Annotated in this window: 24 protein-coding genes, 1 pseudogene and 1 riboswitch; of the genes and pseudogenes, 1 reads left to right on the forward strand and 24 read right to left on the reverse strand. The window is 71.7% G+C overall.

Annotation, left to right across the window (positions count from 1 at the left end; translation table 11 throughout):
* Positions 1-14 precede the first annotated feature (14 nt).
* The 10 genes from ACFWRV_RS23680 to rpsB all read right to left on the reverse strand — a co-directional run bounded on the left by ACFWRV_RS23680 (position 15) and on the right by rpsB (position 10,589).
* The gene (locus ACFWRV_RS23680; protein ID WP_384337674.1) at positions 15-470 is read right to left on the reverse strand and encodes an SRPBCC domain-containing protein; all 456 of its coding nucleotides are present in this window, start codon (positions 468-470) and stop codon (positions 15-17) included.
* Positions 471-638: 168 nt separating this feature from the next.
* A complete protein-coding gene (locus ACFWRV_RS23685; RefSeq protein WP_384337676.1) occupies positions 639-1,673 on the reverse strand; it encodes an ABC transporter ATP-binding protein in 1,035 nt (344 codons plus the stop codon).
* A gap of 5 nt (positions 1,674-1,678) precedes the next feature.
* Positions 1,679-3,331 carry an ABC transporter permease gene (locus tag ACFWRV_RS23690; protein ID WP_384337723.1) on the reverse strand — a complete coding sequence of 551 codons (1,653 nt, stop codon included), beginning with the start codon at positions 3,329-3,331 and terminating at the stop codon, positions 1,679-1,681.
* Between the two features lie 74 nt (positions 3,332-3,405).
* Positions 3,406-4,503, reverse strand: coding sequence for a thiamine ABC transporter substrate binding subunit (locus ACFWRV_RS23695; protein WP_384337678.1), 1,098 nt, complete (start codon positions 4,501-4,503; stop codon positions 3,406-3,408).
* Positions 4,504-4,584: 81 nt separating this feature from the next.
* Positions 4,585-4,701: riboswitch (TPP riboswitch) on the reverse strand.
* Positions 4,702-4,771: 70 nt separating this feature from the next.
* On the reverse strand, positions 4,772-5,878 hold the full coding sequence (gene rlmN / locus ACFWRV_RS23700) for a 23S rRNA (adenine(2503)-C(2))-methyltransferase RlmN (RefSeq protein ID WP_384337680.1): 1,107 nt from the start codon (positions 5,876-5,878) through the stop codon (positions 4,772-4,774).
* A 139-nt stretch (positions 5,879-6,017) separates the two neighbouring features.
* Complete coding sequence (locus ACFWRV_RS23705; protein WP_384337682.1) at positions 6,018-7,103, reverse strand: phosphatidate cytidylyltransferase; 1,086 nt, start codon at positions 7,101-7,103, stop codon at positions 6,018-6,020.
* Entirely contained in the window at positions 7,103-7,660 is a 558-nt protein-coding gene (gene frr / locus ACFWRV_RS23710) for a ribosome recycling factor (protein WP_018960718.1), read from the reverse strand. Before frr ends, ACFWRV_RS23705 begins: the two co-directional genes overlap by 1 nt.
* A gap of 122 nt (positions 7,661-7,782) precedes the next feature.
* Positions 7,783-8,559 carry a UMP kinase gene (gene pyrH, locus ACFWRV_RS23715; RefSeq protein ID WP_384337684.1) on the reverse strand — a complete coding sequence of 259 codons (777 nt, stop codon included), beginning with the start codon at positions 8,557-8,559 and terminating at the stop codon, positions 7,783-7,785.
* Positions 8,560-8,720: 161 nt separating this feature from the next.
* A complete protein-coding gene (gene tsf / locus ACFWRV_RS23720; RefSeq protein ID WP_384337686.1) occupies positions 8,721-9,557 on the reverse strand; it encodes a translation elongation factor Ts in 837 nt (278 codons plus the stop codon).
* Positions 9,558-9,656: 99 nt separating this feature from the next.
* Positions 9,657-10,589, reverse strand: coding sequence for a 30S ribosomal protein S2 (gene rpsB / locus ACFWRV_RS23725; protein ID WP_384337688.1), 933 nt, complete (start codon positions 10,587-10,589; stop codon positions 9,657-9,659).
* 345 nt (positions 10,590-10,934) lie between these two features.
* Here rpsB and ACFWRV_RS23730 point away from each other — a divergent pair.
* A pseudogene (locus tag ACFWRV_RS23730) lies at positions 10,935-11,758 on the forward strand (peptidoglycan DD-metalloendopeptidase family protein).
* Here ACFWRV_RS23730 and ACFWRV_RS23735 read toward each other — a convergent pair.
* The 14 genes from ACFWRV_RS23735 to rimM all read right to left on the reverse strand — a co-directional run bounded on the left by ACFWRV_RS23735 (position 11,709) and on the right by rimM (position 23,611).
* Positions 11,709-12,266: a TetR/AcrR family transcriptional regulator gene (locus tag ACFWRV_RS23735; RefSeq protein WP_384337725.1), complete on the reverse strand. Its 558-nt coding sequence runs from the start codon at positions 12,264-12,266 to the stop codon at positions 11,709-11,711. The pseudogene ACFWRV_RS23730 and the gene ACFWRV_RS23735 sit on opposite strands and share 50 nt — an antisense overlap.
* Positions 12,267-12,391: 125 nt before the next feature.
* Positions 12,392-13,228, reverse strand: coding sequence for an RNA polymerase sigma factor WhiG (gene whiG, locus ACFWRV_RS23740; RefSeq protein WP_205080768.1), 837 nt, complete (start codon positions 13,226-13,228; stop codon positions 12,392-12,394).
* Positions 13,229-13,482: 254 nt separating this feature from the next.
* Positions 13,483-14,595, reverse strand: a complete 1,113-nt coding sequence (dprA, locus tag ACFWRV_RS23745) for a DNA-processing protein DprA (protein ID WP_384337727.1) — start codon at positions 14,593-14,595, stop codon at positions 13,483-13,485.
* A 605-nt stretch (positions 14,596-15,200) separates the two neighbouring features.
* Complete coding sequence (locus ACFWRV_RS23750) at positions 15,201-16,823, reverse strand: YifB family Mg chelatase-like AAA ATPase (protein WP_384337690.1); 1,623 nt, start codon at positions 16,821-16,823, stop codon at positions 15,201-15,203.
* Complete coding sequence (locus ACFWRV_RS23755) at positions 16,823-17,182, reverse strand: YraN family protein (protein ID WP_384337692.1); 360 nt, start codon at positions 17,180-17,182, stop codon at positions 16,823-16,825. The genes ACFWRV_RS23750 and ACFWRV_RS23755 overlap by 1 nt, the downstream gene beginning before the upstream one ends.
* Before the next feature lie 158 nt (positions 17,183-17,340).
* Positions 17,341-17,649 (reverse strand): DUF2469 domain-containing protein, encoded by a 309-nt coding sequence (locus ACFWRV_RS23760; protein WP_003965949.1) that lies wholly within the window; start codon positions 17,647-17,649, stop codon positions 17,341-17,343.
* 64 nt (positions 17,650-17,713) lie between these two features.
* Positions 17,714-18,202 (reverse strand): NUDIX hydrolase, encoded by a 489-nt coding sequence (locus tag ACFWRV_RS23765; RefSeq protein ID WP_384337693.1) that lies wholly within the window; start codon positions 18,200-18,202, stop codon positions 17,714-17,716.
* Positions 18,199-18,954, reverse strand: coding sequence for a signal peptidase I (gene lepB / locus ACFWRV_RS23770; RefSeq protein ID WP_384337695.1), 756 nt, complete (start codon positions 18,952-18,954; stop codon positions 18,199-18,201). Before lepB (ACFWRV_RS23770) ends, ACFWRV_RS23765 begins: the two co-directional genes overlap by 4 nt.
* 50 nt (positions 18,955-19,004) lie before the next feature.
* Entirely contained in the window at positions 19,005-19,904 is a 900-nt protein-coding gene (gene lepB, locus ACFWRV_RS23775) for a signal peptidase I (protein ID WP_384337729.1), read from the reverse strand.
* Complete coding sequence (gene lepB, locus ACFWRV_RS23780; protein WP_384337697.1) at positions 19,807-20,883, reverse strand: signal peptidase I; 1,077 nt, start codon at positions 20,881-20,883, stop codon at positions 19,807-19,809. The genes lepB (ACFWRV_RS23775) and lepB (ACFWRV_RS23780) overlap by 98 nt, the downstream gene beginning before the upstream one ends.
* The gene (lepB, locus tag ACFWRV_RS23785) at positions 20,876-21,646 is read right to left on the reverse strand and encodes a signal peptidase I (protein ID WP_384337699.1); all 771 of its coding nucleotides are present in this window, start codon (positions 21,644-21,646) and stop codon (positions 20,876-20,878) included. Before lepB (ACFWRV_RS23785) ends, lepB (ACFWRV_RS23780) begins: the two co-directional genes overlap by 8 nt.
* A 66-nt stretch (positions 21,647-21,712) precedes the next feature.
* A complete protein-coding gene (gene rplS, locus ACFWRV_RS23790; RefSeq protein WP_030589358.1) occupies positions 21,713-22,063 on the reverse strand; it encodes a 50S ribosomal protein L19 in 351 nt (116 codons plus the stop codon).
* A 130-nt stretch (positions 22,064-22,193) separates the two neighbouring features.
* Complete coding sequence (trmD, locus tag ACFWRV_RS23795) at positions 22,194-23,015, reverse strand: tRNA (guanosine(37)-N1)-methyltransferase TrmD (RefSeq protein WP_384337701.1); 822 nt, start codon at positions 23,013-23,015, stop codon at positions 22,194-22,196.
* On the reverse strand, positions 23,015-23,611 hold the full coding sequence (rimM, locus tag ACFWRV_RS23800) for a ribosome maturation factor RimM (RefSeq protein WP_384337703.1): 597 nt from the start codon (positions 23,609-23,611) through the stop codon (positions 23,015-23,017). Before rimM ends, trmD begins: the two co-directional genes overlap by 1 nt.
* Positions 23,612-23,678: the final 67 nt, after the last annotated feature.

Consider the following 23,678-nt stretch of genomic DNA (forward strand, 5'->3'; position numbering starts at 1 on the left):
CTGGGCCGAGAGGCTCAGGGACGGCGGGCCAGATGGTCGGCGAGGGTGTCGAAGAAGGCCTCCCAGCCGTCCTCGGCCGCCGCGTACTGCTCGGGAGTGAGGTTCCCGCCGCGCTGCTGGAAGGCCAGTTCGGTCCGGCCGCCCCCGAGGTCGCTGAAGGTGACGGTCACGGTCTCCCCCTCGGCGTCCTCGGGGGCGGAGCCGTCCTTCAGCGTGAAGACCAGCCCGTCGGGCTCGCTGACCTCGTGGTAGACCCCGTGGAACGGCATCTCGACGCCCGGCATCACGATGACGAGGCTCCACGCGCCGCCGGGCCGCACGTCCATCGCCACCCGGTCCAGAGGGACGTCCGCCTCTCCCCCGTACCAGGCGGCGAAGTCCTCCGGTGACGTCCAGGCCGCGAAGACCCGCTGCTGCGGGGCGTGCAGGACGCGGGTGAGGTCGATGCCCTCGCGGATGCCACCGGTCATGATCACGGTCCTTGTCGGTTCGGCCGTCCCCGCCGGGCGGGGTCGCGTCCGGCGAGTGTCCACCTCCAGCTTGCCCGCCCCGGCGCCCGGCTGCCACGCCACCGGGGACCGCGGCGGCCCGTCCATCGACGGCCCGCCCGGTCCCTCGGGGGCGCGCCCGCCGGCCCCTCAGTCGGAGTCCCGCCCCGCCGCCAGCACCACCGTCTCCGCCGCGTCGAAGCGGACGCCCACGGCCGCGCCCTCGTCCGGGGTGTCCCGGAGTGCGCATTCGGCCTCCAGCACCGGCGCGTTCTCGGGCAGCAGCCGTACGGTCACGTGGTTCCCCCGGAAGGTACGGACGCCGACCGTGCAGCGCAGGCCGTCCTCGGGGGCGCCGATCCGGACCCCGGCGGGCCGGACCAGCAGATCGACCTCGCCCTGGGGGGAGCCCTCGGGCACCGGGACCTTGCCCCAGGCGGTGGCCGCGGCCTGTCCGGTCACGGTCGCCCCGGTGACGTTGTCGAAGCCGAGGAAGCGGGCGACGAACGCCGAGGCGGGGCGCTGCCAGACGTCCAGCGGGCTGCCCTCCTGCGCGATCCGGCCGTCCCGCATCACGACGACCCGGTCGGCGAGCGCGAACGCCTCGCCCTGGTCGTGCGTGACGGCCAGCACGGTGGTGCCCAACTCCTGGAAGAGCGTGCGCAGTTCGACGACGAGCCGTTCGCGCAGGCTCCGGTCGAGCTGGCCGAGCGGCTCGTCCAGCATGAGCAGCTTGGGACGCGGGGCGAGGGCGCGGGCCAGGGCGACGCGCTGCTGTTCGCCGCCGGACAGGGCGGCGACCGCGCGGCGTTCGGCTCCGGGCAGGCCGACCAGCTCCAGCAGTTCGCGGACCCGGTCGTTCGTCTCGCCGCTTCCGACGCCGTGCATCCGGAGCCCGAAGGCGACATTGGCGCCGACATCGCGATGCGGGAAGAGCTGGTGGTCCTGGAACATCAGGCCGAGGCCGCGCCGGTGCACCGGGATGCCCGCCTGGTCCTGTCCGGCCAGCAGCACCCGGCCGCCGTCCATCGGCTGGAGCCCGGCGACGGCCCGGAGCAGGGTGGACTTCCCGCTGCCGCTGGGGCCGAGGACGCAGACGATCCGGTGGTCGGCGACCTCCAGGTCGACCGCGTCCAGCGCGGCCCGCTTCCCGAACCGTACGGTGGCTGCCCGCAAGCTCAGCATGTCGTTCAGAACTCCCCGGATCGGTCGGTGCGGATACGCTCCAGAAGCAGCAGCGACACCGCGCACACGAGCATCAGAATCGTGCTCAGGGCCATCGCCTGCCCGTAGTTGAGCTCCCCCGACCTGCCCAGCAGCCGGGCCACGGCGACCGGCAGGGTCGGATTGTCGGGCCGCGCGATGAAGACGGTGGCGCCGAACTCCCCGAGGGAGACGGCGAAGGCGAAGCCCGCCGCGACCAGCACCGCCCGCCGCACCAGCGGCAGATCGACCTCCCGCCAGGCCCGCAGCGGAGATGCCCCCAGCACGGCGGCGGCCTCCCGCAGGCGGTCGTCGACCGCGCGGAGCACGGGCAGCATGGTCCGTACGACGAAGGGGACGCCGACCAGCGCCTGGGCCAGCGGGACCAGGATCCAGGAAGTCCGCAGGTCGAGCGGCGGCTGGTCCAGGGTGATCAGGAAACCGAAGCCGACGGTCACGGCGGACACCCCGAGCGGCAGCATCAGCAGCGCGTCGAAGCCGCGGACCAGCCGGCCGGCCCGCCGGGTCAGGGCCGCCGCAGCGAGCCCGCCGACGACGAGGGCGATGAGCGTCGCGACGAGCGCGTACTGGAGGGAGTTGCCGACGGCCTCCAGCGGTGGGACCAGGAAGGTGGAGGAGCCGCCGGAACCGGCCGACTGGAGGGCCCGGTAGTAGCCGAAGCCGTAACCCCCGACTCCGTCGGCTCCGTCGGCTCCGTCGGCTCCGGCGGCTCCGTCGACGGAGCGCTCCACCAGCACGCCGAGCGGCAGCAGGATCAGCAGCAGCGCGGTGAGCAGGACGCCGCCGAGCAGCGCCCACTGCCCGGCGCCGCGCGGCCGGCGGGAGGTCTGCGCCGGGTCGACCAGCTTCAGGGCCCGCTCCCGGCGGCGTACGGTCGCGGCGTGCACGGCGAGGATCGCGCCGACCGCGGCGAACTGCACCAGGGTCAGCACGGCGGCCGTCGGCAGGTCCAACAGTTGCGCGGTCTGCCGGTAGATCTCCACCTCCAAGGTGGAGTACGCCGGTCCGCCGAGGATCTGCACGACGCCGAACGAGGTGAACGTGAAGAGGAAGACCATCAGCGAGGCGGCGGCGACGGCCGGGGCGAGGGCGGGCAGCGTCACCCGGCGGAAGGCCGCGAACCGCCCGGCCCCGAGCACCCGGGCGGCCTCCTCCTGACGCGGGTCGAGCTGGGACCAGAGCCCGCCCACCGTGCGGACGACCACGGCGTAGTTGAAGAAGACATGGGCCAGCAGGATCGCCCACACGGTGGTGTCGAGGCGGACGCCCCCCACCTCGTCGAGGAGCCCGCCACGCCCGAGCAACGCCAGGAACGCGGTGCCGACGACGACGGTGGGCAGCACGAACGGCACGGTGACGACCGCCCGCAGCACCTGCTTGCCCGGGAAGTCGAACCGTGCGAAGACATACGCCCCGGGCAGGGCGATCAGCAGAGTGAGCGCGGTCGAGGCGAGGGCCTGCCAGGTGGTGAACCAGAGGACGTCGAGGATGTCCCGGCGGGCCAGCACCTCGCCGATCCGCCCGAACTGCCAGTCGCCGCCCGCCTTGAGCCCGCGGCCGACGATCGCGGTCACGGGGTAGGCGAAGAACAGCGCGAAGAACGCGACGGGCACGGCCATCAGGCCGAGCCGCACCGCGGCTCCGCGCCGCCCGGACCCGCGGCCGGCGGGCCGGGCGGCCTTCTCCTCGATCCCTACTTCAGGACCAGCGACTGCCACGACTGGATCCACTGCTCACGGTTGGCGGAGATCTTCTCGGGCGCGACGGTGGGAGGCGTCTCGACGGTCTCACCGAACTTCGTGAACAGCTCCGGCAGCTCGGCGTCCTTCACGACCGGGTTCACGAACATGTTCAGCGGCATGTCCTCCTGGAACGTCTTGCTGATGAGGAAGTCCAGCAGCGCCTTGCCGCCCTCCTCGTTCTTCGCCCCGGTCAGCAGTCCGGCGTACTCGGTCTGCCGGAAGCAGGTGCCGGTGGCGACCCCGGTGGGGGCCTCCTTCGGCCGCGGGTCGGCGTAGAGCACCTCGACGGGCGGGCTGGAGGCGTAGGAGACGACGAGCGGCCGGTCGGCCTTGGCCTTCTTGCCGCCGGCGGAGCCGGAGAACTCCTCGTTGTACGCCTGCTCCCAGCCGTCGACGACCTTCACGCCGTTGGCCTTCAGCTTCTTCCAGTACGCCTCGTAGCCGTCCTCGCCCTCGGCGGCGACGGTGCCGAGGAGGAAGCCGAGACCGGGCGAGGAACTGCCCGCGTTCTCCGTGACGAGGAGGTTCTTGTAGGCGGGCTTCAGCAGGTCCGCGAAGGTCTTCGGCGGCGCGAGCTTCTTGTCGGCGAAGTACTTCTTGTCGTAGTTGACGCAGATGTCACCGGTGTCGACGGGCGTGACCCGGTGCTTGTCGTCGGTCTGCGTGTCCGCCGCGACGCGGTCCAGGCCCTTGGCCTCGTACGCGGTGAACAGACCGTTGTCGAGGGCGCGGGAGAGCAGGGTGTTGTCGACGCCGAAGAAGACGTCGCCGCGCGGGGAGCCCTTGGTCAGGATCTCCTGATTCAGCGCGGCCCCGGCGTCGCCGCTCTTGAGGGTCTTGACCGTGTAGCCGGTCTCCTTCGTGAACGCCTTCAGCACCTCGTCCGAGACGTTGAAGGAGTCGTGGCTGACCAGGGTCACGGTCTTCGAGGCGCTGCCCTTGGACGCCCCGGAGCCCGACGGGCCGTCGTCGCCGCCGCAGCCCGCGAGCACGGTGACGCCGAGCGCCGCGGCGAGCGCGGTCGCCGCGTACTTCGTGGTGGTGTTCATGTGATTCCTCCTGGAGGTGACCAGGAAGAGACGCGGCCCCGCCCGCTGTCCGGCGAACCGGAAGCGGGCAGGGCGCAACAGCTTGAGTAAGGTCCGAACTTCCTACCCGGAATGACCCGGGCGAGGTTCAGAGGGTCTGCGGCCAACCTGTCCTTGGTGCCGCACTCTCAGCGCTGTGGCGCTCCCCTGTCGGAATATGAAGTTGATTTCGGGCCCAGGGTACACCGGCGGTTTTCGGCCGACCGGGGAGGCCGGCGCCCGGGGGAGGCTAGCGCTCGGAGGCCGCCAGCTGACCGCAGGCCCCGTCGATCTCCTGGCCCCGGGTGTCCCGCACGGTGACGGGCACGCCATGGGCCGCGATGGCCTCGACGAACGCCTTCTCGTCCTCCGGTCGCGAGGCGGTCCACTTGGAGCCGGGCGTGGGGTTCAGGGGGATCAGGTTGACGTGCACCCGCTTGCCCTTGAGCAGCCGGCCGAGCAGGTCGCCACGCCAGGCCTGGTCGTTGATGTCCCGGATCAGGGCGTACTCGATGGAGATCCGGCGGCCGGACTTCTCCGCGTACTCCCAGGCGGCGTCCAGCACCTCGCGCACGTTCCACCGGGTGTTGACGGGGACCAGGGTGTCGCGCAGCTCGTCGTCCGGGGCGTGCAGCGAGACGGCGAGGCGGCACTTGAAGCCCTCGTCGGCGAAGCGCAGCATCGCCGGGACGAGGCCCACGGTGGAGACGGTGATCCCCCGCTGCGAGAGGCCGAGACCGTCCGGCTCCGGGTCGGTGAGGCGGCGGATCGCGCCGACCACACGGTTGTAGTTGGCGAGCGGCTCGCCCATGCCCATGAAGACGATGTTGGACAGCCGCGCGGGGCCGCCGGGCACCTCGCCGTCGCGCAGGGCGCGCATTCCGTCGACGATCTGGTGCACGATCTCGGCGGTCGACAGGTTGCGGTCGAGGCCGGCCTGCCCGGTGGCGCAGAACGGGCAGTTCATTCCGCAGCCGGCCTGCGAGGAGATGCACATCGTGACGCGCTCCGGATAGCGCATCAGGACGGACTCGACGAGCGTCCCGTCGTGCAGCTTCCACAGCGTCTTGCGCGTGGTGTCGTCGTCGCAGCTGATGTGCCGGATCACGGACATCAGATCGGGGAACAGCGCCTCGGCGAGCTTCTCCCGCGACGCCGCCGGGATGTTGGTCCACTCCGCCGGGTCGTGCGCGTAGCGCGCGAAGTAGTGCTGCGAGAGCTGCTGGGCGCGGAACGGCTTCTCGCCGGCCGCGGCGACCGCTTCCTTGCGCTCGGCGGGCGTGAGGTCGGCGAGGTGCCGCGGCGGCTTCTTGGCTCCGCGGGGCGCGACGAAAGTGAGTTCTCCGGGCTTAGGCATGGTTCATCCAGTGTCGCAGACAGACGGGTGAGGGCCCGCCGCCCTGTGGACGAGGACCCTCACTCGTGGAACGTGCAGGTGGGACCGGGTCCCGGGTGCGGTGGCGCTCAGGAAACGAGGTCCCGTGGTGGGGTGCCGCTCAGCCGGAGCCGACGAACAGCACGAGCAGCAGCCACACCACCGGGGCGGTCGGCAGGAGCGAGTCCAGCCGGTCCATGATGCCGCCGTGGCCGGGGAGCAGGGTGCCCATGTCCTTGATCCCGAGGTCCCGCTTGATCATGGACTCGCCCAGGTCGCCCAGGGTGGCGCTGGCCGCGACCGCGAAGCCGAGCAGCAGACCCTGCCACCAGGCGCCGCCGTCGATCAGGAACTCCATGCAGAGCGCGCCGGCGACCATCGCGAAGGCGACCGCGCCGAGCAGGCCCTCGCGGGTCTTGCCGGGGCTGATGCGCGGGGCGAGCTTGTGCGTGCCGAAGCGCCAGCCGACCGCGTACGCCCCGGTGTCGCTGACCACGGTGAGGACGAGGAAGGTCAGGACCCGCCACGACCCGTCGTCCGCCGTCAGCAGCAGGGCGACGAAGGTGGCCAGGAAGGGGACGTAGAACGCCGCGAAGACCCCGGCCGTGACGTCCTTGAGATACCCCTCGGGTGGCTCGGTCATCCGCCAGACCAGCACCGCGAGGGCGGTCAGGGCCATGGCGATCCAGGCGCCCTCGGGGCCCCGGGCGTACCCGGCGATGACCATGGCGGCTCCGCCGACGGCCAGGGGGATCAGGGGCGCCTTGATGCTCTTGCGTTCCTGGAGGCGAGAGGTGAGCTCCCAGAGGCCGACGACGACGGCGATCACTATGACGCCGATGAAGACGGCCTTCACGATGAACAGCGAGGCGACGATGACGGCGCCGAGAGCCACGCCGACCCCTATGGCGGCGCGGAGATCCCGCCCCGCGCGCTTCTTCTGCGGCGGGGGCGGCAGCGGGGTGGACATGGGCTCCTGCGGCATCTCGTCACGGAACAGGGGGCCGCTGACGTGAGCGGCATCCCTGTCCCGGTCGTCGCGGCTCTCTGTTTCTCTACCTGCGTCGGGAACGTCCGGCACGTTGGGCATGGGCCGAGTCTGCTGGGCGCCATGCACATCGTGGGCAGGACCCGCCGGGGCAGCCCTCATCTCGGGCGTGCCCCAGTAACCGGCTCCTTGCGGGGCGCCCCAGGAAGAGTCGTTCATCAGACTTCGAGCAGCTCGGCTTCCTTGTGCTTCAGCAGCTCGTCCACCTGTGCGACGTACTTCGCGGTGGTGTCGTCGAGCTCCTTCTCGGCGCGGCGCACCTCGTCCTCGCCGGACTCCTTGTCCTTGACGAGCTTGTCGAGGGTCTCCTTGGCCTTGCGGCGGATGGAGCGGATCGAGATCTTGGAGTCCTCGGCCTTGGTCTTGGCGACCTTGATGTACTCCTTGCGGCGGTCCTGGGTGAGCTCGGGGAACGTCACCCGGATGATGTTGCCGTCGTTGCTCGGGTTGACGCCGAGGTCGGAGTCGCGGATCGCCTGCTCGATGTTGCGCAGCGCGGTCTTGTCGAACGGCGTCACGACGGCCATCCGCGCCTCGGGAACCGAGAACGAGGCGAGCTGGTTGATCGGGGTCAGCGCGCCGTAGTAGTCGGCGACGATCTTGTTGAACATCGCCGGGTGCGCGCGGCCGGTACGGATCGCGGCGAAGTCCTCTTTCGCGACGACAACGGCCTTCTCCATCTTCTCCTCGGCCTCGAGGAGGATTTCTTCGATCACCACGTGCTCCTGCGTGTCTTGGGTGGGCCCGGCGTCGTCATCGCCGCGCCCTGCGGGTCCTGCGTCGCGTCCTCACCTGCACGGTGTCCGACCGGCAGGCCGTTGTCCATCCTGGGGGGCCGTCAGGCCCGGGTGCTCTCGTCGCTCACGAGCGTGCCGATCTTCTCACCCTTGACCGCGCGAGCGATATTGCCCTCGGTCGTCAGCTCGAAGACGAGGATCGGGAGCTGGTTGTCACGGCAGAGCGTGATGGCGGTGGCGTCCGCGATCTTCAGATTGCGGGCGATCACCTCGCCGTACTCCAGTGCGTCGAACTTCACCGCGTCGGGGTTGGCCTTCGGGTCGGAGTCGTAGACCCCGTCCACGCCGTTCTTCCCCATGAGCAGCGCCTCGGCGTCGATCTCCAGGGCGCGCTGCGCGGCGGTGGTGTCGGTGGAGAAGTACGGCATGCCCATACCGGCGCCGAAGATCACCACGCGCCCCTTCTCCAGGTGCCGTACGGCACGGAGCGGGATGTACGGCTCGGCGACCTGGCCCATGGTGATGGCGGTCTGGACGCGCGAGTCGATGCCCTCCTTCTCCAGGAAGTCCTGGAGCGCCAGGCAGTTCATGACGGTGCCGAGCATGCCCATGTAGTCGGACCGGGCCCGGTCCATGCCGCGCTGCTGGAGCTCGGCGCCGCGGAAGAAGTTGCCTCCTCCGATGACCACCGCGATCTGGGCGCCGTCGCGTACGACGGCGGCGATCTCGCGGGCAATGGTGTGCACGACGTCGGGGTCGACGCCGAGACCGCCGCCGCCGGCGAATGCCTCACCGGAGAGCTTCAGCATGAAGCGCCCGGAACCCTTGTCGTCGTCGCCCTTGCCGTCGGCCTGAATGGCGTCCGCGCCCTTGTCCATGGAAATTCTCCTCGTGCACATACGAAGAAGGCCATTGCCGGTGGGTCTGGTGTCCCTACAGCGGCAATGGCCTCCTCGTCAGATCTGCGGTCGTCCGGCGTGAGTGCGGCCGTCGACTGCACCAGACCCTATCGGGTCCGGCGCTGTTCGCCCGGACGGACTCAGATGCCGACCTTGATGCGCGAGAAGCGCTTCAGGGTGACACCGGCCTCGTCCAGGACCTTCTGGACGGACTTCTTGGCGTCCAGCGCGTACGGCTGGCCCAGGAGGGTGGCCTCCTTGAAGAAGCCGTTGACCCGACCCTCGACGATCTTCGGGAGGGCGGCCTCGGGCTTGCCCTCGGCGCGGGTGGTCTCCTCGGCGACGCGGCGCTCGGCCTCGACGAGCTCGGCCGGGACGTCCTCGCGGGACAGGTACTTCGGGGCGAAGGCGGCGATGTGCTGCGCGATGCCCTTGGCCAGCTCGGCGTCGGCCTTGTCCAGCTCGACCAGAACGCCGATCTGCGGGGGCAGGTCGGGCATGGTGCGGTGCATGTACACGGAGACGTACTCGCCGGTGAACTGCGCGAAGCGGTCCAGGACGATCTTCTCGCCGAGGTTGGCGTTGGCCTCGTCGACGTACGCCTGGACGGTCTTGCCGGCCTCGATCTCGGAGGCGAGCAGCGCGTCGATGTCGGCCGGGGAGGTCGCGGCGACGTGAGCGGCGAGCGTGTTGGCGACGGTCTGGAACTTGTCACCCTTGGCGACGAAGTCCGTCTCGCACTTCAGCTCGAGCAGAACGCCGGACGTCTGGTCCTCGGAGACGAGGGAGACGACGGCACCGTTCTCGGCGGAGCGGCCCTCGCGCTTGGCGACGCCCTTCTGGCCCTTGATACGGAGCGCCTCGACGGCCTTGTCGACGTTGCCGTCGGCCTCGTCGAGCGCCTTCTTGCAGTCCATCATGCCGGCGCCGGTGAGCTCGCGGAGCTTCTTGACGTCAGCGGCGGTGTAGTTCGCCATGAGTCTGTATGTCTCTCTCGAAGTCTGAAAGATCTACGGGTGAACGGCGGGGGCGACGCTTGTGGCGTCGGCCCCCGCCGTCATTGACCGGGACGGGTGTCAGGCCTTCTCGGCGTCCGCGTCGGCGGCCGGGGCCTCGACAGCGGCCTCGGCCTCGGCCTCGGCGACGGCCTCGGCCGGCTTCTCGGCGTCGGCGACCTTCTCGGTCTCGGCGGAGGACTGGACCTCGGCGGCAGCCGCGGTCTCGTCCTTCTTGTCGCCCTCGAGCAGGTCGCGCTCCCACTCGGCCAGCGGCTCGCCGGCGGCCTTCTCGCCCGGCTTGGAGTCACCGGTGGCGGCACCGGAACGGGCGATGAGGCCCTCGGCGACGGCGTCGGCGATCACGCGGGTGAGCAGGGTGACGGAGCGGATCGCGTCGTCGTTGCCCGGAATCTTGTAGTCGACCTCGTCGGGGTCGCAGTTGGTGTCGAGGATCGCGACGACCGGGATGTGGAGCTTGCGCGCCTCACCGACGGCGATGTGCTCCTTCTTGGTGTCGACGATCCAGACGGCGCTGGGCACCTTCTGCATCTCGCGGATACCACCGAGGGTCTTCTCCAGCTTGGCCTTCTCACGCGAGAGGACCAGGAGCTCCTTCTTGGTGAGGCCGGAGGCGGCCACGTCCTCGAAGTCGATGAGCTCGAGCTCCTTCAGACGCTGAAGGCGCTTGTAGACGGTGGAGAAGTTGGTGAGCATGCCACCGAGCCAACGCTGGTTGACGTACGGCATGCCGACGCGCGTCGCCTGCTCGGCGATGGCCTCCTGGGCCTGCTTCTTCGTACCCACGAACATGATGGAGCCGCCGTGGGCGACGGTCTCCTTGACGAACTCGTAGGCGCGGTCGATGTACGACAGCGACTGGAGCAGGTCGATGATGTAGATGCCGTTGCGCTCGGTGAAGATGAAGCGCTTCATCTTCGGGTTCCAGCGACGGGTCTGGTGACCGAAGTGGACGCCGCTTTCCAGCAGCTCCCGCATCGTGACGACGGCCATGGCCGTACTCCTTGAGGTACTCGGTTATCGCGACCGCAGGTTTGCGTTCGCGCCTGACGCCCCGACGCGCCGTGCCACGAGGGACCGAGAGGCGCGGCCACCTCCGCGAAGAGGGAGGTGGCGGGGCGTGCGAAGTCGACCCGGTGACCCGGATCGCCGTAAGAAGTGTACGGGACCGGTTGGGTGCCGGGTGACGGCGATGTCCACAACCGGGCGACGGCGACTTCCGCGGTCGGATGACGGCGACCTGCACGGCCGGGTGGCCCAGATATCCACAACCGGCGAGTAGTCCACAGGAACGGTTCATGATCCCCGGGATCCCGCACTCCGGGACATCGTGGTGGCATGCGCCATCAGCCCGGCCCACGCCGCTCCCCCGCCCACCGGACCCTGCTCCTGCCACTCCTGGCGCTCCTGCTGTACGTGCTGCTGCCGGACGGGCCGCCCGCGCCGGGAGGGCCGCCGGGAAGGGCCGGAGCCCTGGTGCCGACCGGCACTGCGGCGTCCGCGCCGGAGGGGTCGGCTCAGGCCGCCGATGCCGAAGCGGATGCGGATGCGGATGCGGATGCGGATGCCGACGCGGACGCGGATGCCGACCGGGATGCCGACGCGGATGCCGACGGTGGTGCCCGGAGCTGGCCGCTGGCCGGGAGACCTTCGGTGTTACGGGGATGGGAACCGCCCGCCGGTCCGTACGGGCCCGGCCACCGCGGCGTGGACCTCGCGGCGGGACCGGCGGCCCGGGTGCTCGCGGCCGCCGACGGGCGGGTGTCGTTCGCGGGGCGGGTGGCGGGGCGCGGGGTGCTCGCCATCGAGGTGGCCGGCAGCGGTTCGCCACCGCTGCGGACCACGTACGAGCCGGTGCGAGCGCTGGTCGAGGAGGGTGCGAGCGTGCACGCGGGGCAGCCGGTCGGGGTACTGGAGGCGGGGCCGTTCCACTGCGCGGCGGGCTGCCTGCACTGGGGGCTGCGGCGCGGGGACGCCTATCTCGACCCGCTCTCGCTGCTACCGCCCGCACTGCTGCGGAGAGGCCCTTCGCGGCTGCTGCCGGTGTTCGGGGTACCCGAGCCGGATACCGTCAGGACCGGCCGCTGACACCGCGCGGGACCGCCGTCCGGGTCAGCCGCTCACACCGCGCAGGACCATCGCGACGGCGGTGTCCGCGATGACGCCCGGCTCTTCCGCGACGCCCAGTTCGATACGGCGCACGGCGGCGTCGACCGAACCCTGCAGCAGCATGGCCGCCAGCCTCGGCTGGGTGTGGCCCAGGTCGCCGAGCGCTTCGACGATCATGGCGATCAGCCCGCCGTGCGCGGCCCGGATCTTCTCCCGGGCGCCCGCGTCCAGCTCGCTCGCGGAGATGGCGACGACCGCGCGGTGGCGGCGGTCCCCGACGAGGTCGAGCTGGCGGCGCACATACGCCTCGATCTTCGCCTCGGGCGTCTCGGCGCGCTGCATGGCGTTCTCGACCTCGGCCGCCCAGACGGGGAAGTCGACGGCGCACAGCTCCTCGACCACGGCGGCGCGGGAGCGGAAGTACTCGTACACGGAGGACCGGGCGAGGCCCGTGCGCTCGGCGAGTGCGGGGAAGCTCAGCGCCTCCGTACCGCCCTCGGACAGCAGGGAGCGCGCGGCGTCCAGGAGGGCGCCGCGCTGCATGGTCCGGTGCTCGGCCACGGAGGCCGCTCGAATCCTGGGCACGCGTCCACTCTACGGCGGCAGGCGCGCGGAGGAAGGGCACGGCAGCCGATCGGATGGCCGGAGAGGACCGGTGAGGGCCGGGAAGAGGCCGCGGCGGGACGTCAGCGGCCGGCGTCGGCCAGCTTCGCGCGGAGCTGGAGCACGGACTTGGTGTGGATCTGGCTGACCCGGCTCTCGGTCACCCCGAGGACGTTGCCGATCTCCGCGAGGGTGAGGCCCTCGTAGTAGTAGAGGGTCACCACCGTCTTCTCACGGTCGGGGAGGGTGTTGATGGCCCGCGCGAGCAGTCTTCGCAGCTCACGGTCCTCGGCGACCTCCACCGGATCGTCGGCGGCGGTGTCCTCCAGGGTGTCCATCAGACTCAGCCGGTCGCCGCCCTCGCCGCCGACGTGCAGCAGCTCCTCCAGGGCGACCACGTTCGCGAGCGACAACTGGCTGAAAACAGCGTGCAGTTCCTCCAGCGCGATGCCCATCTCCGAGGCTACCTCGGCCTCCGAGGGCGTACGCCGGAACTGCGCCTCCAGCGTGGCGTACGCGCGCTCCACGTTCCGCGCCTTCTGCCGGACGGACCGCGGGATCCAGTCCAGGGCCCGGAGTTCGTCGATCATCGCGCCGCGGATCCTGGTGATCGCGTACGTCTCGAACTTGATGGCCCGTTCGATGTCGAACTTCTCGATGGCGTCGATCAGTCCGAAGACCCCGGAGGAGACGAAGTCGGCCTGCTCGACGTTGGAGGGCAGCCCCACGCTCACCCGGCCCGCGACGTACTTCACGAGCGGCGAGTAGTGCAGGATCAGCTGCTCCCGCAGCCGCTCGTCGCCCGTGGTCTTGTAGGAACGCCACAACTCGTCGAGGGAGGAGGGAGCGGGAGGACGCACAGTGCCACGCGCAACCGGTGGTACTGCCGCGCGGTCAGACCCGGAGGTGTGCTGGGGCATGTGGTGCCTTGAGCCGTTCTGCCGTGAAGTGCTGGGGGACTTGCGTCTGGGGCGGAATCCTTGTGAGCGTAGCGTGACTGCGGCGTCGCAGTCCGCGCAGGACGGGAGATCCATGCCGCGTGATGGCGTATCCCCGTTCACGTTGTCCGCGCCTGCCGGGGGCCGGGCCCGTCGCCGTGGGCGCGGGTCCCGGGCAGGTCACCGATCGATCGTGCGAGGTCATCGGCCTTACCTTTTCACCCGAATGCTCCAGGTCAAGTATCGCCTCGCCGCGCGTCCTCGTTGCGTGCCGAAGGAGGCGTCAACCGCCAGTCGTCGCCCTCGCGTTCGACGAACCCCAGTGAGTGCAGTTCGTACAGTCGACCGAGCGTTTCGTCGGTGGACGTGCCCGCGGTGCGGGCGAGGTCGCGGGGGTGGGTGACCCCGTGGTAGGGAAGGGCGTCGAGGACCCGCGCGGTGACCGCGTCGAGGTGGTCCCTGGGCAGCACCGGGCCGCGGCGGACCGGAGGGAGGTCGCCGATGTCCCCGACCAGCTCGACCACTTCGTCCGCGTCGGTGACGAGGACGCCCTCTCCGCGCAACAGCTCGTGAACCCCCGCAGACAGCCCGCTGGTGGCCGGCCCCGGCACCCCCATGGAGAAGCGGCCGAGCCGTTGCGCCTGGCGGGCGGTGACCAGCGAACCGCTGCGGTATTCGGCCTCGACCACGACCGTCCCCCTGGTCAGCGCCGCGATGACGCGGTTGCGCTGGATGAACCGGCTGCGGGTGGGGTGGGCGGACGGCGGCAACTCGGCGACGACGAGACCCTGTTGGGCCAGTCGTCCGAGCAACTCGGCGTGCCCGCGCGGGTAGGGGACGTCGACGCCGCAGGCAAGCACCGCCGTCGTGGCCCCGCCCGCGGCCAGCGCGCCGCGGTGGGCGGCCCCGTCCACCCCGAACGCCGCCCCCGACACCACCACCCAGCCGCGCTCCGCGAGACCGGAGCCGAGGGTCGCCGCCATGTGCGCCCCGTACGGGGTGCAGGCCCTCGCGCCGACCACCGCGACGGAGCGCAGGGACCACAGCCGCAGGTCGGGCCGCCCCCGCACCCACAGGCCGACGGGCCGGGCATCGCCCAGGTCGTCCAGCTGGCTCGGCCACTCCCGGTCCCCCGGGCAGACGAAGCGCCCGCCCAACGCGGCGACCGCGGCCAGGTCCCGCCCCGGCTCGGCGGCGGCCGCACGCAGCCGGTAGCCACCGAGCCGTGCGGCGGTCATCCCCGGCAGCGCCTCGGCGGAACCGTCCTCGGCGGTGAGCCGCCGCAGCAGCTCGACGGGACCGGTGAGCCGGAGCCAGCGCCCGGCGCGCTCGTCCCCCGGCTCCAGCACCCGGGTCAACGCGGCCCTGGCCACCCGCTCCGCCTGCCGGTCCCGGTCGTGCGCCGCCCCACGACCCGGGTCCCGGTCGTGCCCCGCCCCACGACCCGGGTCCCGGTCGTGCCCCGCCCCACAGCCCGGATCCCGGTCGTGCCCCGCCCCACAGCCCGGATCCCGGTCGTGCCCCGCCCCACAGCCCGGATCCCGGTCGTGCGCCACCCCACGGCCCGGCCCCCGGTCGTGCGCCACCCCACGGCCCGGCCCCCGGTCGTGCGCCGTCCCACGGCTCGGGTCCCGGTCGTGCGCCGCCTCCCGGCCCGGCCCCCGGTCCCGGGCCTGCCGGTCACCGTCGCGATCCCGGTCGAGGCGCCGCTCCCCTCCCGGCCCCTGCCCCTGCTCGGGCGCCCCACCGAGGCCAGGCCCGAGGCCGCCCTCCCCGCCCGGCCCCTGCTCCCGCTCGGGCGCCCCACCCAGGCCAGGCCCGAGCCCGCCCTCCCCACCAGGCCTTTGCTTCCGCTCAAGCGCCCCACCCGAGCCGGGCCCGAACCCGCCCTCCCCACCCGGCCCCCGTCCCCCACACCGCTCCGTCCCGCGCCCGCGCTCCCCCGTCAGTCCGGTCACCGCTCCCCCGCCCCCATCGGCACTCCCCGCTGGATGCCCGTCCGCAGCTCCAGGGCGACCGCCACGTCGGAGGCGTCCGGGCGTGCGGCTCCCCGCAGGTCCGCCACGGTCCACGCCACCCTCAGCACCCGGTCCAGGCCCCGGGCCGTGAGGATCCCGCGTTCCAGGTCCCGCTCCGCCGCCGCCAGCGCCCCCGGGGCCGCGAGCAGCCGGGTCCGCAGCTCGTGGCCCGGCACCTCGCTGTTCGTGGCCCAGGGAGTGCCGGCCAGCCGCTCGGCCGCCCGCGCCCTGGCGTCCCGCACCCGTGCGGCGACGACGGCCGTCGACTCGCCCCGGCCGCCCTGCCCCAGGAGGTCCGCGCGGTCGACCGGCTGCACCTCGACCCGCAGGTCCACCCGGTCGAGCAGCGGCCCGGACAGGCGTGCCTGGTAGCGGCGGACCACCGAGGGCGGGCACTCGCAGCCCGCGCCGGTGAGCGTGTGCCGGCCGCAGGGGCACGGATTGGCGGCCAGCACCATCAGGAAGCGGGCGGGCAGCCGCACCACCCCCGCCGCCCGGGCGACCACCACGTGCCCGGACTCCAGGGGCTGACGCAGCGCGTCCAGCGCCTTGGACGAGAACTCCGGGGCCTCGTCGAGGAACAGCACCCCCCGGTGGGCGAGGGACACCGCCCCGGGCCTCGGCATCCCGTTGCCCCCGCCGACCAGGGACTGCATGGTCGCCGAGTGGTGGGGGGCGCAGTAGGGCGCCCGGGAGACCAGCGGTTCACCCGGGGGGAGGATGCCCGCCACGGAGTGGACCGCCGTCACTTCGAGGGATTCCTGCCGGGTCAGCGGGGGCAGGACCGCCGACAGCCGCTCGGCCAGCATGGTCTTGCCCGCCCCCGGTGGGCCCGTGAACAGCAGATGGTGCCCGCCGGCCGCGGCCACCTCCAGGGCCTGGCGGGGGCGCGGCTGCCCCGCGACGTCCGCCAGGTCCGGCCGGTGTCCGTCGCCCCGCGCGGCGGTCGGTGCGAGGCCCGTTCCGAGGCCGGTGCCGGGGATCATGAGCCCGGCCAGCATGGCGTCGGGGCGCCCCTGGCCGTCGACGGGCTCCTCGGGCACCGGTTCGTCGCACAGGACGGCGATGAGCTGGCGCAGGCTCCGGACGCCGAGGACCGAGACCCCCGGCACCAAGGCCGCTTCCCCGGCCGTCTGCTCGGGGACGACCACCTGTTCGTACCCTGCTTCGGCGGCCGCGAGGACGGCGGGCAGCACGCCTCGCACGGGGCGCACCCGGCCGTCCAGACCCAGCTCGCCGATCATCACCACATCGGCGATCGCGGCGGGGTCGATCCGCTCGGCCGCGCCGAGGACCGCGCATGCCACGGCGAGGTCGAAGCCCGAACCGCTCTTCGGCACGGAGGCCGGGGAGAGCCCGACCGTGAGCTTCTTCTGCGGCCACTCGGCCCCGGAATTGACCACCGCGGCGCGCACCCGGTCCCGGCTCTCGACCAGGCTCTTGTCCGGCAGCCCGACCAGGGTGAAGGCCGCCACCCCCGGCTCCAGGTCCGCCTGGACCTCCACCACCACGCCCTCGACGCCGACCAGCGCCACGGAACACGCTCGCGCGAAGCCCATCAGGACACCCCCCGGGCGTGCTCCGTGACCGGGGCTCCACGCCGGGGCACGATCACCCCGATCAGGTCGATGCGGACCCCGCCGGGCGGTGGCCCGCCGTGCCGGTCGAGCCAGATCTCGGCGAGCCGTCGCAGCCGGTCCGCCTTGACCGGGCCGACCGCGGCCATGGGGTGTTCGAACCCGTCCGACCTGCGCGTCTTCACCTCGCAGAAGACCAGGGCGTCGCCGTCCCTGGCCACGATGTCGATCTCTCCGGCGCGACAGCGCCAGTTGCGCCCGACCACCGTCATCCCGGCTTCGGCCAGCAGCCGCGCCGCCAGATCCTCGCCGTACCGCCCGAGTGCCCCCCGTGCGTTCATATCGGCACCACCTCCGGCACCGACTGTGACCAGGCCCGCCCGAAGTTGTGGATCTTGGTGGACAACTCCGCGGATGTGGAAAACCCGGCCACCCACACGGGTGACCGGGTCGTTCCTGCGACGCGCGTATCGGGGGCCCGGCACCGGGCAGCGCGGGGTCAGCCTCCCGGAAGTTCCAGATCGCTCTTGTTGAGCTCTTCGATGTTGACGTCCTTGAAGGTCAGCACGCGGACCTGCTTGACGAACCTCGCGGGCCGGTACATGTCCCAGACCCAGGCGTCCGCCATGGACACCTCGAAGAAAACCTCACCCTGGACGGAGTGCACCTGCATCTCGTAGTCGTTGGTGAGGTAGAAGCGCCGTTCGGTCTCGATCACATATTTGAACAGACCGACGACATCGCGGTACTCCCGGTAGAGCTTCAGCTCCATCTCGGTCTCGTACTTCTCGAGGTCCTCGGCGCTCATGGCATGTTTCCCCTTCAGCCGTGCGTGCCCCCATTGTGCGTCAGCCTTCGGCACCCCTGGACGATTAGACGATTTCGGGGGCCAGAACCAGCGGATCACACGGGGGACCCTCGTCGAGGAGCGTGCGCAGCAGCTCGGCGAGTCTGGTCGGGTACACCGTCTCACGCGTCGCGAGCAGTTCGGCGGAAGTCCACCACCTCAGACCGGCGACGCTGCGCAGTTCCAGGTCGGTGAGGCCCTGCGGGGCGGTCGCGGTCTGCGTCGTACGGGCCAGGTAGTACCACTCGTCCTGGTCCCAGCGGCGTCCGTCGAACGGGAAGGAACAGATCCGGGTCCAGAGCAGCGGGCCCAGCTCGATGTCCGTGATCCCGGTCTCCTCGGCGAGCTCGCGGCGGGCCGCCTGCTCCCGGGTCTCGTCGCCCTCCAGGCCGCCGCCCGGGGTGAACCACCAGGTGTCGGCGGGGTCGTCCGGCTCATGGCCGTGCAGCAGCAGTACGCGGTCGTCGGGGTCCAGGAGGACGACGCGGGCGACCTTGCGGGCCACCGCGGTCACCGGGCCGCTCCGGTCGCCGTCCCGCGACGGGCCAGACGCGCCGCCACGGGCCCGTACACCGCACCGGCGAGGATCAGGGCGACGCCCACCAGGATCGCGCCCAGCTGGAGCGGCAGGGGCCCGGCGGCGGACACCCCGCCGGGCAGCGCGGCGAACGAGGTGGGGCGGCCGATCATGCCGTCCATCGGCCAGGCCACCGCGTCCACCCGGGCCTGCACGGCGCTCAGCGGCACGGAGCCCTGGTCGGCGTCCTGGAGGTGGACCCGCGAGTCCAGGGAGGTGGCCCGTTCGTCGCCGAGGAGGAAGATCTGGCCCCGGGGCACCGTGGCGGAGAAGTCCTGGGGCGAGGCGGGCGCCTTCCCGTCCGGGGTGGCCGGGCCCCGGTCGAGGTACGGCTCGTCGACGGGGGTCCCGTTGACGGTGAGCCGGCCCTCCCGGTCGCAGCAGGCGACCTTGTCGCCGCCGGTCCCGACAACGCGCTTCACCATGGGTGTGGCGCCCCAGACCTGGTCGGTGAAGACCACGACGTCACCGCGCCGGACCTCGGCGCCGTCGATCCGCTCGGCGAGCACCCGGTCGCCGGGGTTCACCGTCGGGGCCATGGAGTCGGTCGGGATCGTATACGGCTGGTACACCACCGCCGCCCAGACGAAACCACCGAGGAAGAGCACACAGCCGACGGCCACGGCGAGGCCCGACACCATGGCGCCGAGCCGGCCGCGGCCGTCTTCCTTGCTCCCTGTACCGCTCATCCCAGCGCTCCCCCGTCGGAGATCGACAATCGCTGATCCGAGTCGGCACCCTACCCGGCGGTACGCCCGGCGGTCAGCCTCCGGCGGCGCCACAACACGAGGGGCACCGCTCCGGCTACGCCCAGTGCCGCCGGCGCCATCGCGGCGGCCGCGTTCAGCCCGGGCTGTTCGAAGGTGTCGGGGACCGGCAGGGTCCCCCAGCGGCCCAGCGGCCAGGCGACAACGACGGCGCGGCCGACGACCTCGTCGTTGGAGACCGTGCCCTGTCCCGGAAGCTCCTGGTGGTAGCGCGAGTCCAGGGAGTTCTGCCGGTGGTCCCCCATGACGAAGATCCGGCCGTCGGGCACCTTGATCGGTCCAAAGGGCTTGTCGTTGCACGGGGTGTTCCCGGGGAAGATGAACGACTTCTCGTCCAGACTCTTCCCGTTGACCGTGACCGGGCCGTTCTCCTTGCACTCCACGGTGTCGCCGCCGACCGCGATGACCCGCTTGATCAGGTCCTTCTCCTCGGAGGACGGCATCAGGCCGATGAAGCTCAGGAACTTCTGCACCGCGTTGGGCTCCGGGGTCGCGGTGTCCTCCAGCCAGCCGCCCGGGTCGTGGAAGACCACGACCTCGCCGCGCTCCGGCTCCGAGCCGAACCAGGGGGTCAGCTTGTCGACCAGCACCCGGTCACCCCGCTGCAGGGTGTTCTGCATGGAGTCCGAAGGGATCGAGAACGCCTGGACCAGGAACGTCTTGATCAGCAGCGCCAGGACCAGGGCGATACCGACGAGCAGCGGCAGCTCCAGCCAGAAGGAACGCTGCTTCTTGGGAGGCCTGCCACCGTCGCCGTCGCCCGGGGGACGGCCCTCACCCTCCGGCGGAACCGCCGCCCCGCCCGCGGGAGACTCGTCGCGCTCCGGCCGGTCCTCGGGTTCGTCGTGTCCGGATCGTGCGCCGACCGCCAAATCCCCCACATCCACTCCTCAATACGTGCCACTGCCCGCGCCCCATCAGACGCAGGCCCACCACTCCCATAACGAGCGGGAGTTCCGCAGGGGTCGGGAGCCGGACCATTCCATCGCGATCCGGAGGTGCCACACTATTCGACGGCGCCGGAGTCGCTGCCTCCGATGCGCGCGAGTCCGGGACCGCGGTGAAGGCGTCGCGTTCCTCCAGGGTGCTCCAGTTGCCGAACGGCCAGGCGATCACGACGGCCCGCCCCACGACCTCTTCCTCCGAGACCGTGCCCCGGTCGGGTTCGTCGAGGTGGAAGCGGGAGTCGGCGGAGTCGGACCGGTGGTCCCCCATCACGAACAGCCGCCCCTCGGGGACCTTCACCTCGAACGAGATGGTCGATGGCCGGTCGTCGGGGTGGAGGTACGTCTCGGCCAGCGGTACGCCGTTGACGGTGACCCGGCCGTCCTCGCCGCAGCACTTCACGGTGTCGCCGCCGACCGCGATGACCCGCTTGATCAGGTCCTGCTCGTCGTCGGACGGCAGCAGCCCGATGAAGGTCAGCAGTTCGGTGGCCTGCTTGACGCCGATCGGCGAATCCTTCTTCTGCCCGGCGTTCTCCTGCTGGAGCCAGCCGCCGGGGTCCTTGAACACCACGACGTCGCCGCGCTGCGGCTTCGATCCGAACCACGGGGTCAGCTTGTCCACGAGCACCCGGTCGCCGATCCGGATGGTCTGTTCCATCGACCCGGACGGGATGACGAACGCCTGGACCAGAAACGTCTTCAGGACGAGCGCGATCAGCAGCGCCACGACGACGAGGACGGGTATCTCCTTCACCGCGGACCTGCGGCGCTTGCGCCGGACCTTCTTGGCGAGCCTGCGGCGCTCCGCCCGGGTGGGCAGCGAGCGCGGCCCGGTCGGCCTGGTCCCGGTCGGCAGGGACGCTCCGGGGTCGGAGGCGCCGCGCGGGCGCCCGCGGTTACCCATGCGCCGCGCCCGGCGCCCGTACGTCGCCGAAGGCGCCGGTCCCCGCCAGCGAGCCGACCCGGGCGGGCGGCCAGCCCAGCCAGTCCACCCGGCCGGTCACGCGCTCGACGGGGACCACGCCGCCGCCGGGCGATCCGAGGTGGTCCCGGGAGTCGCTGGAGCGGCTACGGTGGTCGCCCATCACCCACAGGGCGCCGGCGGACACCACGATGTCGAAGGGCACCCGGGAGGCGGTGTCACCGGGGTAGAGATACGGCTCGTCCACCGCGGTGCCGTTGACCGCGAGCCTCCCCCGCGCGTCGCAGCAGACGACACGGTCGCCGCCCACGCCCACCACCCGCTTCACGAAGTCGGTGTCGGCGGGCTCCGCGAGCCCCAGGGAGGCCGCCGCCCCGCGTGCCAGCCCGGCCAGGGGGTTCGCGTCGAGGTCCTCCGGTACGAACGAGCCGGTGCCGTCGAAGACCACCACGTCGCCGCGCTCGGGCTCGGCGCCGAAACGGTACGCCAGCTTGTTCACCAGCACCCGGTCGCCGACCTGCAGCGTGGGCTCCATCGAGCGGCTGGGGATCAGGAAGGGCTGGACCACGAAGGAGCTGAACAGCAGCAGGGCGACGGTGGCCAGGGCCGCCCCGGCGAGCACCCGCCGCCACGACAGGACGGAGGCGACGCGGGCTCGCGTACGCGAGAAGCGCGACCTCTCCTCGGGCCCCGTGTCGGGTTCCGAGGAGCGGTCGCGCTCCGAGTGCTGTGCTTGCGTGTCCATCGCGGCCGAAGCTTATCCGGCCGCCCTGTGGACAGGTCACCCGCAGGGGGATGACCGGGCGACAGCTCAGTTGTCGCGCTTCTCCTTGATCTTCGCGGCCTTGCCGCGCAGCTCACGGAGGAAGTACAGCTTGGCGCGACGGACGTCACCGCGGGTGACGAGCTCGATCTTCTCGAAGATCGGGCTGTGCACCGGGAAGGTGCGCTCGACGCCGACGCTGAAGGAGACCTTGCGGACCGTGAAGGTCTCGCTGACGCCCGAGCCCTGGCGGCGGATGACGATGCCCTTGAACTGCTGGATACGGGAGCGGTTGCCCTCGATCACGCGCACGTGGACGTTGACGGTGTCACCGGCACGGAACGCCGGGAGGTCCGTACGGACGGAGGCGGCGTTGACGCCATCGAGCAGGGAAGTCATGGTTTCTGCTTTCTTCGCCGATGCCACAGGTCATCGACGGAATGTCGTGGAAGAGTTCGGGGTGCTGATCGCGTCGGGCGGGCGTCTTTCCCCCTGTGGCAGGGGCGCACACCGGACGTACAGCAGCGGCCTATTCTTCCACGGCGGTGGGCCTGCGCCAAAATCGGCCGCCGGGCTCCGGTGCGAAGCCGAGGATGGAGAGGATCTCCCGGTCCTTCTTGTCGAAGGCGCTCGCCTCGCACCGCTCGATCAGGTCGGGCCGGTTCAGGGCGGTACGGGCGAAGGCCTGGTCCCGCCGCCAGCGGGCGATCTTGCCGTGGTGGCCGCTGAGCAGGACGTCCGGGATGGGCCGGCCGCGCCACTCGGGCGGCTTGGTGTAGACGGGGCCCTCCAGGAGGTTCGCCATCGCGCCCGGCGCGAAGGAGTCGTCCCGGTGGGACTCGGCGTTGCCGAGGACCCCGGGCAGCAGCCGGGCCACGGCCTCCGTGATCACCAGGACGGCGGCTTCCCCGCCGGCCAGCACGTAGTCCCCGATGGAGACCTCGACGACCCGCAGCCGGGTGGCGTACTCGTCGATCACCCGGCGGTCGATGCCCTCGTACCGCGCCGGGGTGAAGAGCAGCCAGGGCTCGGCGGAGAGTTCGACGGCCAGTTCCTGGGTGAACGGCCGGCCGCTGGGCGTGGGCACGACGAGCACCGGGGAGTGCGCACCGGCCTCGTAGCCGTCGGCCAGGGACTCGTCCAGGGCGTCGCCCCAGGGCTCGGTCTTCATGACCATGCCGGGACCGCCGCCGTAGGGGGTGTCGTCGACCGTGTTGTGCCGGTCGTACGTCCACTCCCGCAGATCGTGGACGTGGACGTCCAGCACGCCCCGGGCGCGCGCCTTGCCGACGAGGGAGACGTTCAGCGGTTCCAGGTACTCCGGGAAGATCGTGACGACGTCGAGCCGCATCAGGCGTCGCCCTTCGGCGCCTCGTCCGTGTCCCCGCCGGCCGCCTCGTCGGCCTCCTCGTCGCGGGAGGAGGCAATCACGGCCTCGCTCTCGTCGATCAGGCCGGGCGGCGGGGTGATGACCGCGCGCTGCTCCTCCAGGTCGATCTCGGTGACGATCTCCTCGACGAAGGGGATCATCACCTCGCTGCCGTCGGGGCGCTCCACGATGAACAGGTCCTGCGAGGGCAGGTGGGAGATCTCGGTGATCCGGCCGATCCCGGTGCCGTCGGCGAGCACCACGTCGAGGTCGATCAGCTGGTGGTCATAGAACTCGTCCTCGTCCTCGGGCAGTTCCTCCGGGTCCACCTCGGCGATCAGGAGGGTGTTGCGCAGGGCCTCGGCGGCGGTGCGGTCGCGCACACCCTCGAAGCGCAGCAGGAGCCTGCCGCTGTGGACCCGGCCCGTCTCGATCGTCAGTGGGCCCGTCGCCGCCGGTTCGGTGGCCAGGACGGCGCCGGGTCCGAGCCGCAGCTCCGGCTCGTCCGTTCGTACCTCGACGGTGACCTCGCCCTTGATGCCGTGGGCGCGGCCGATCCGCGCGACTACCAACTGCACGCTGTTCTCCGATTGATGGGTGGGGGACGTCGGCCCGTCACGGAAACGCCCCGAGGGTCCGGGTGGC

The organism is Streptomyces sp. NPDC058576 (assembly GCF_042718715.1).
GTDB lineage: Bacteria > Actinomycetota > Actinomycetes > Streptomycetales > Streptomycetaceae > Streptomyces.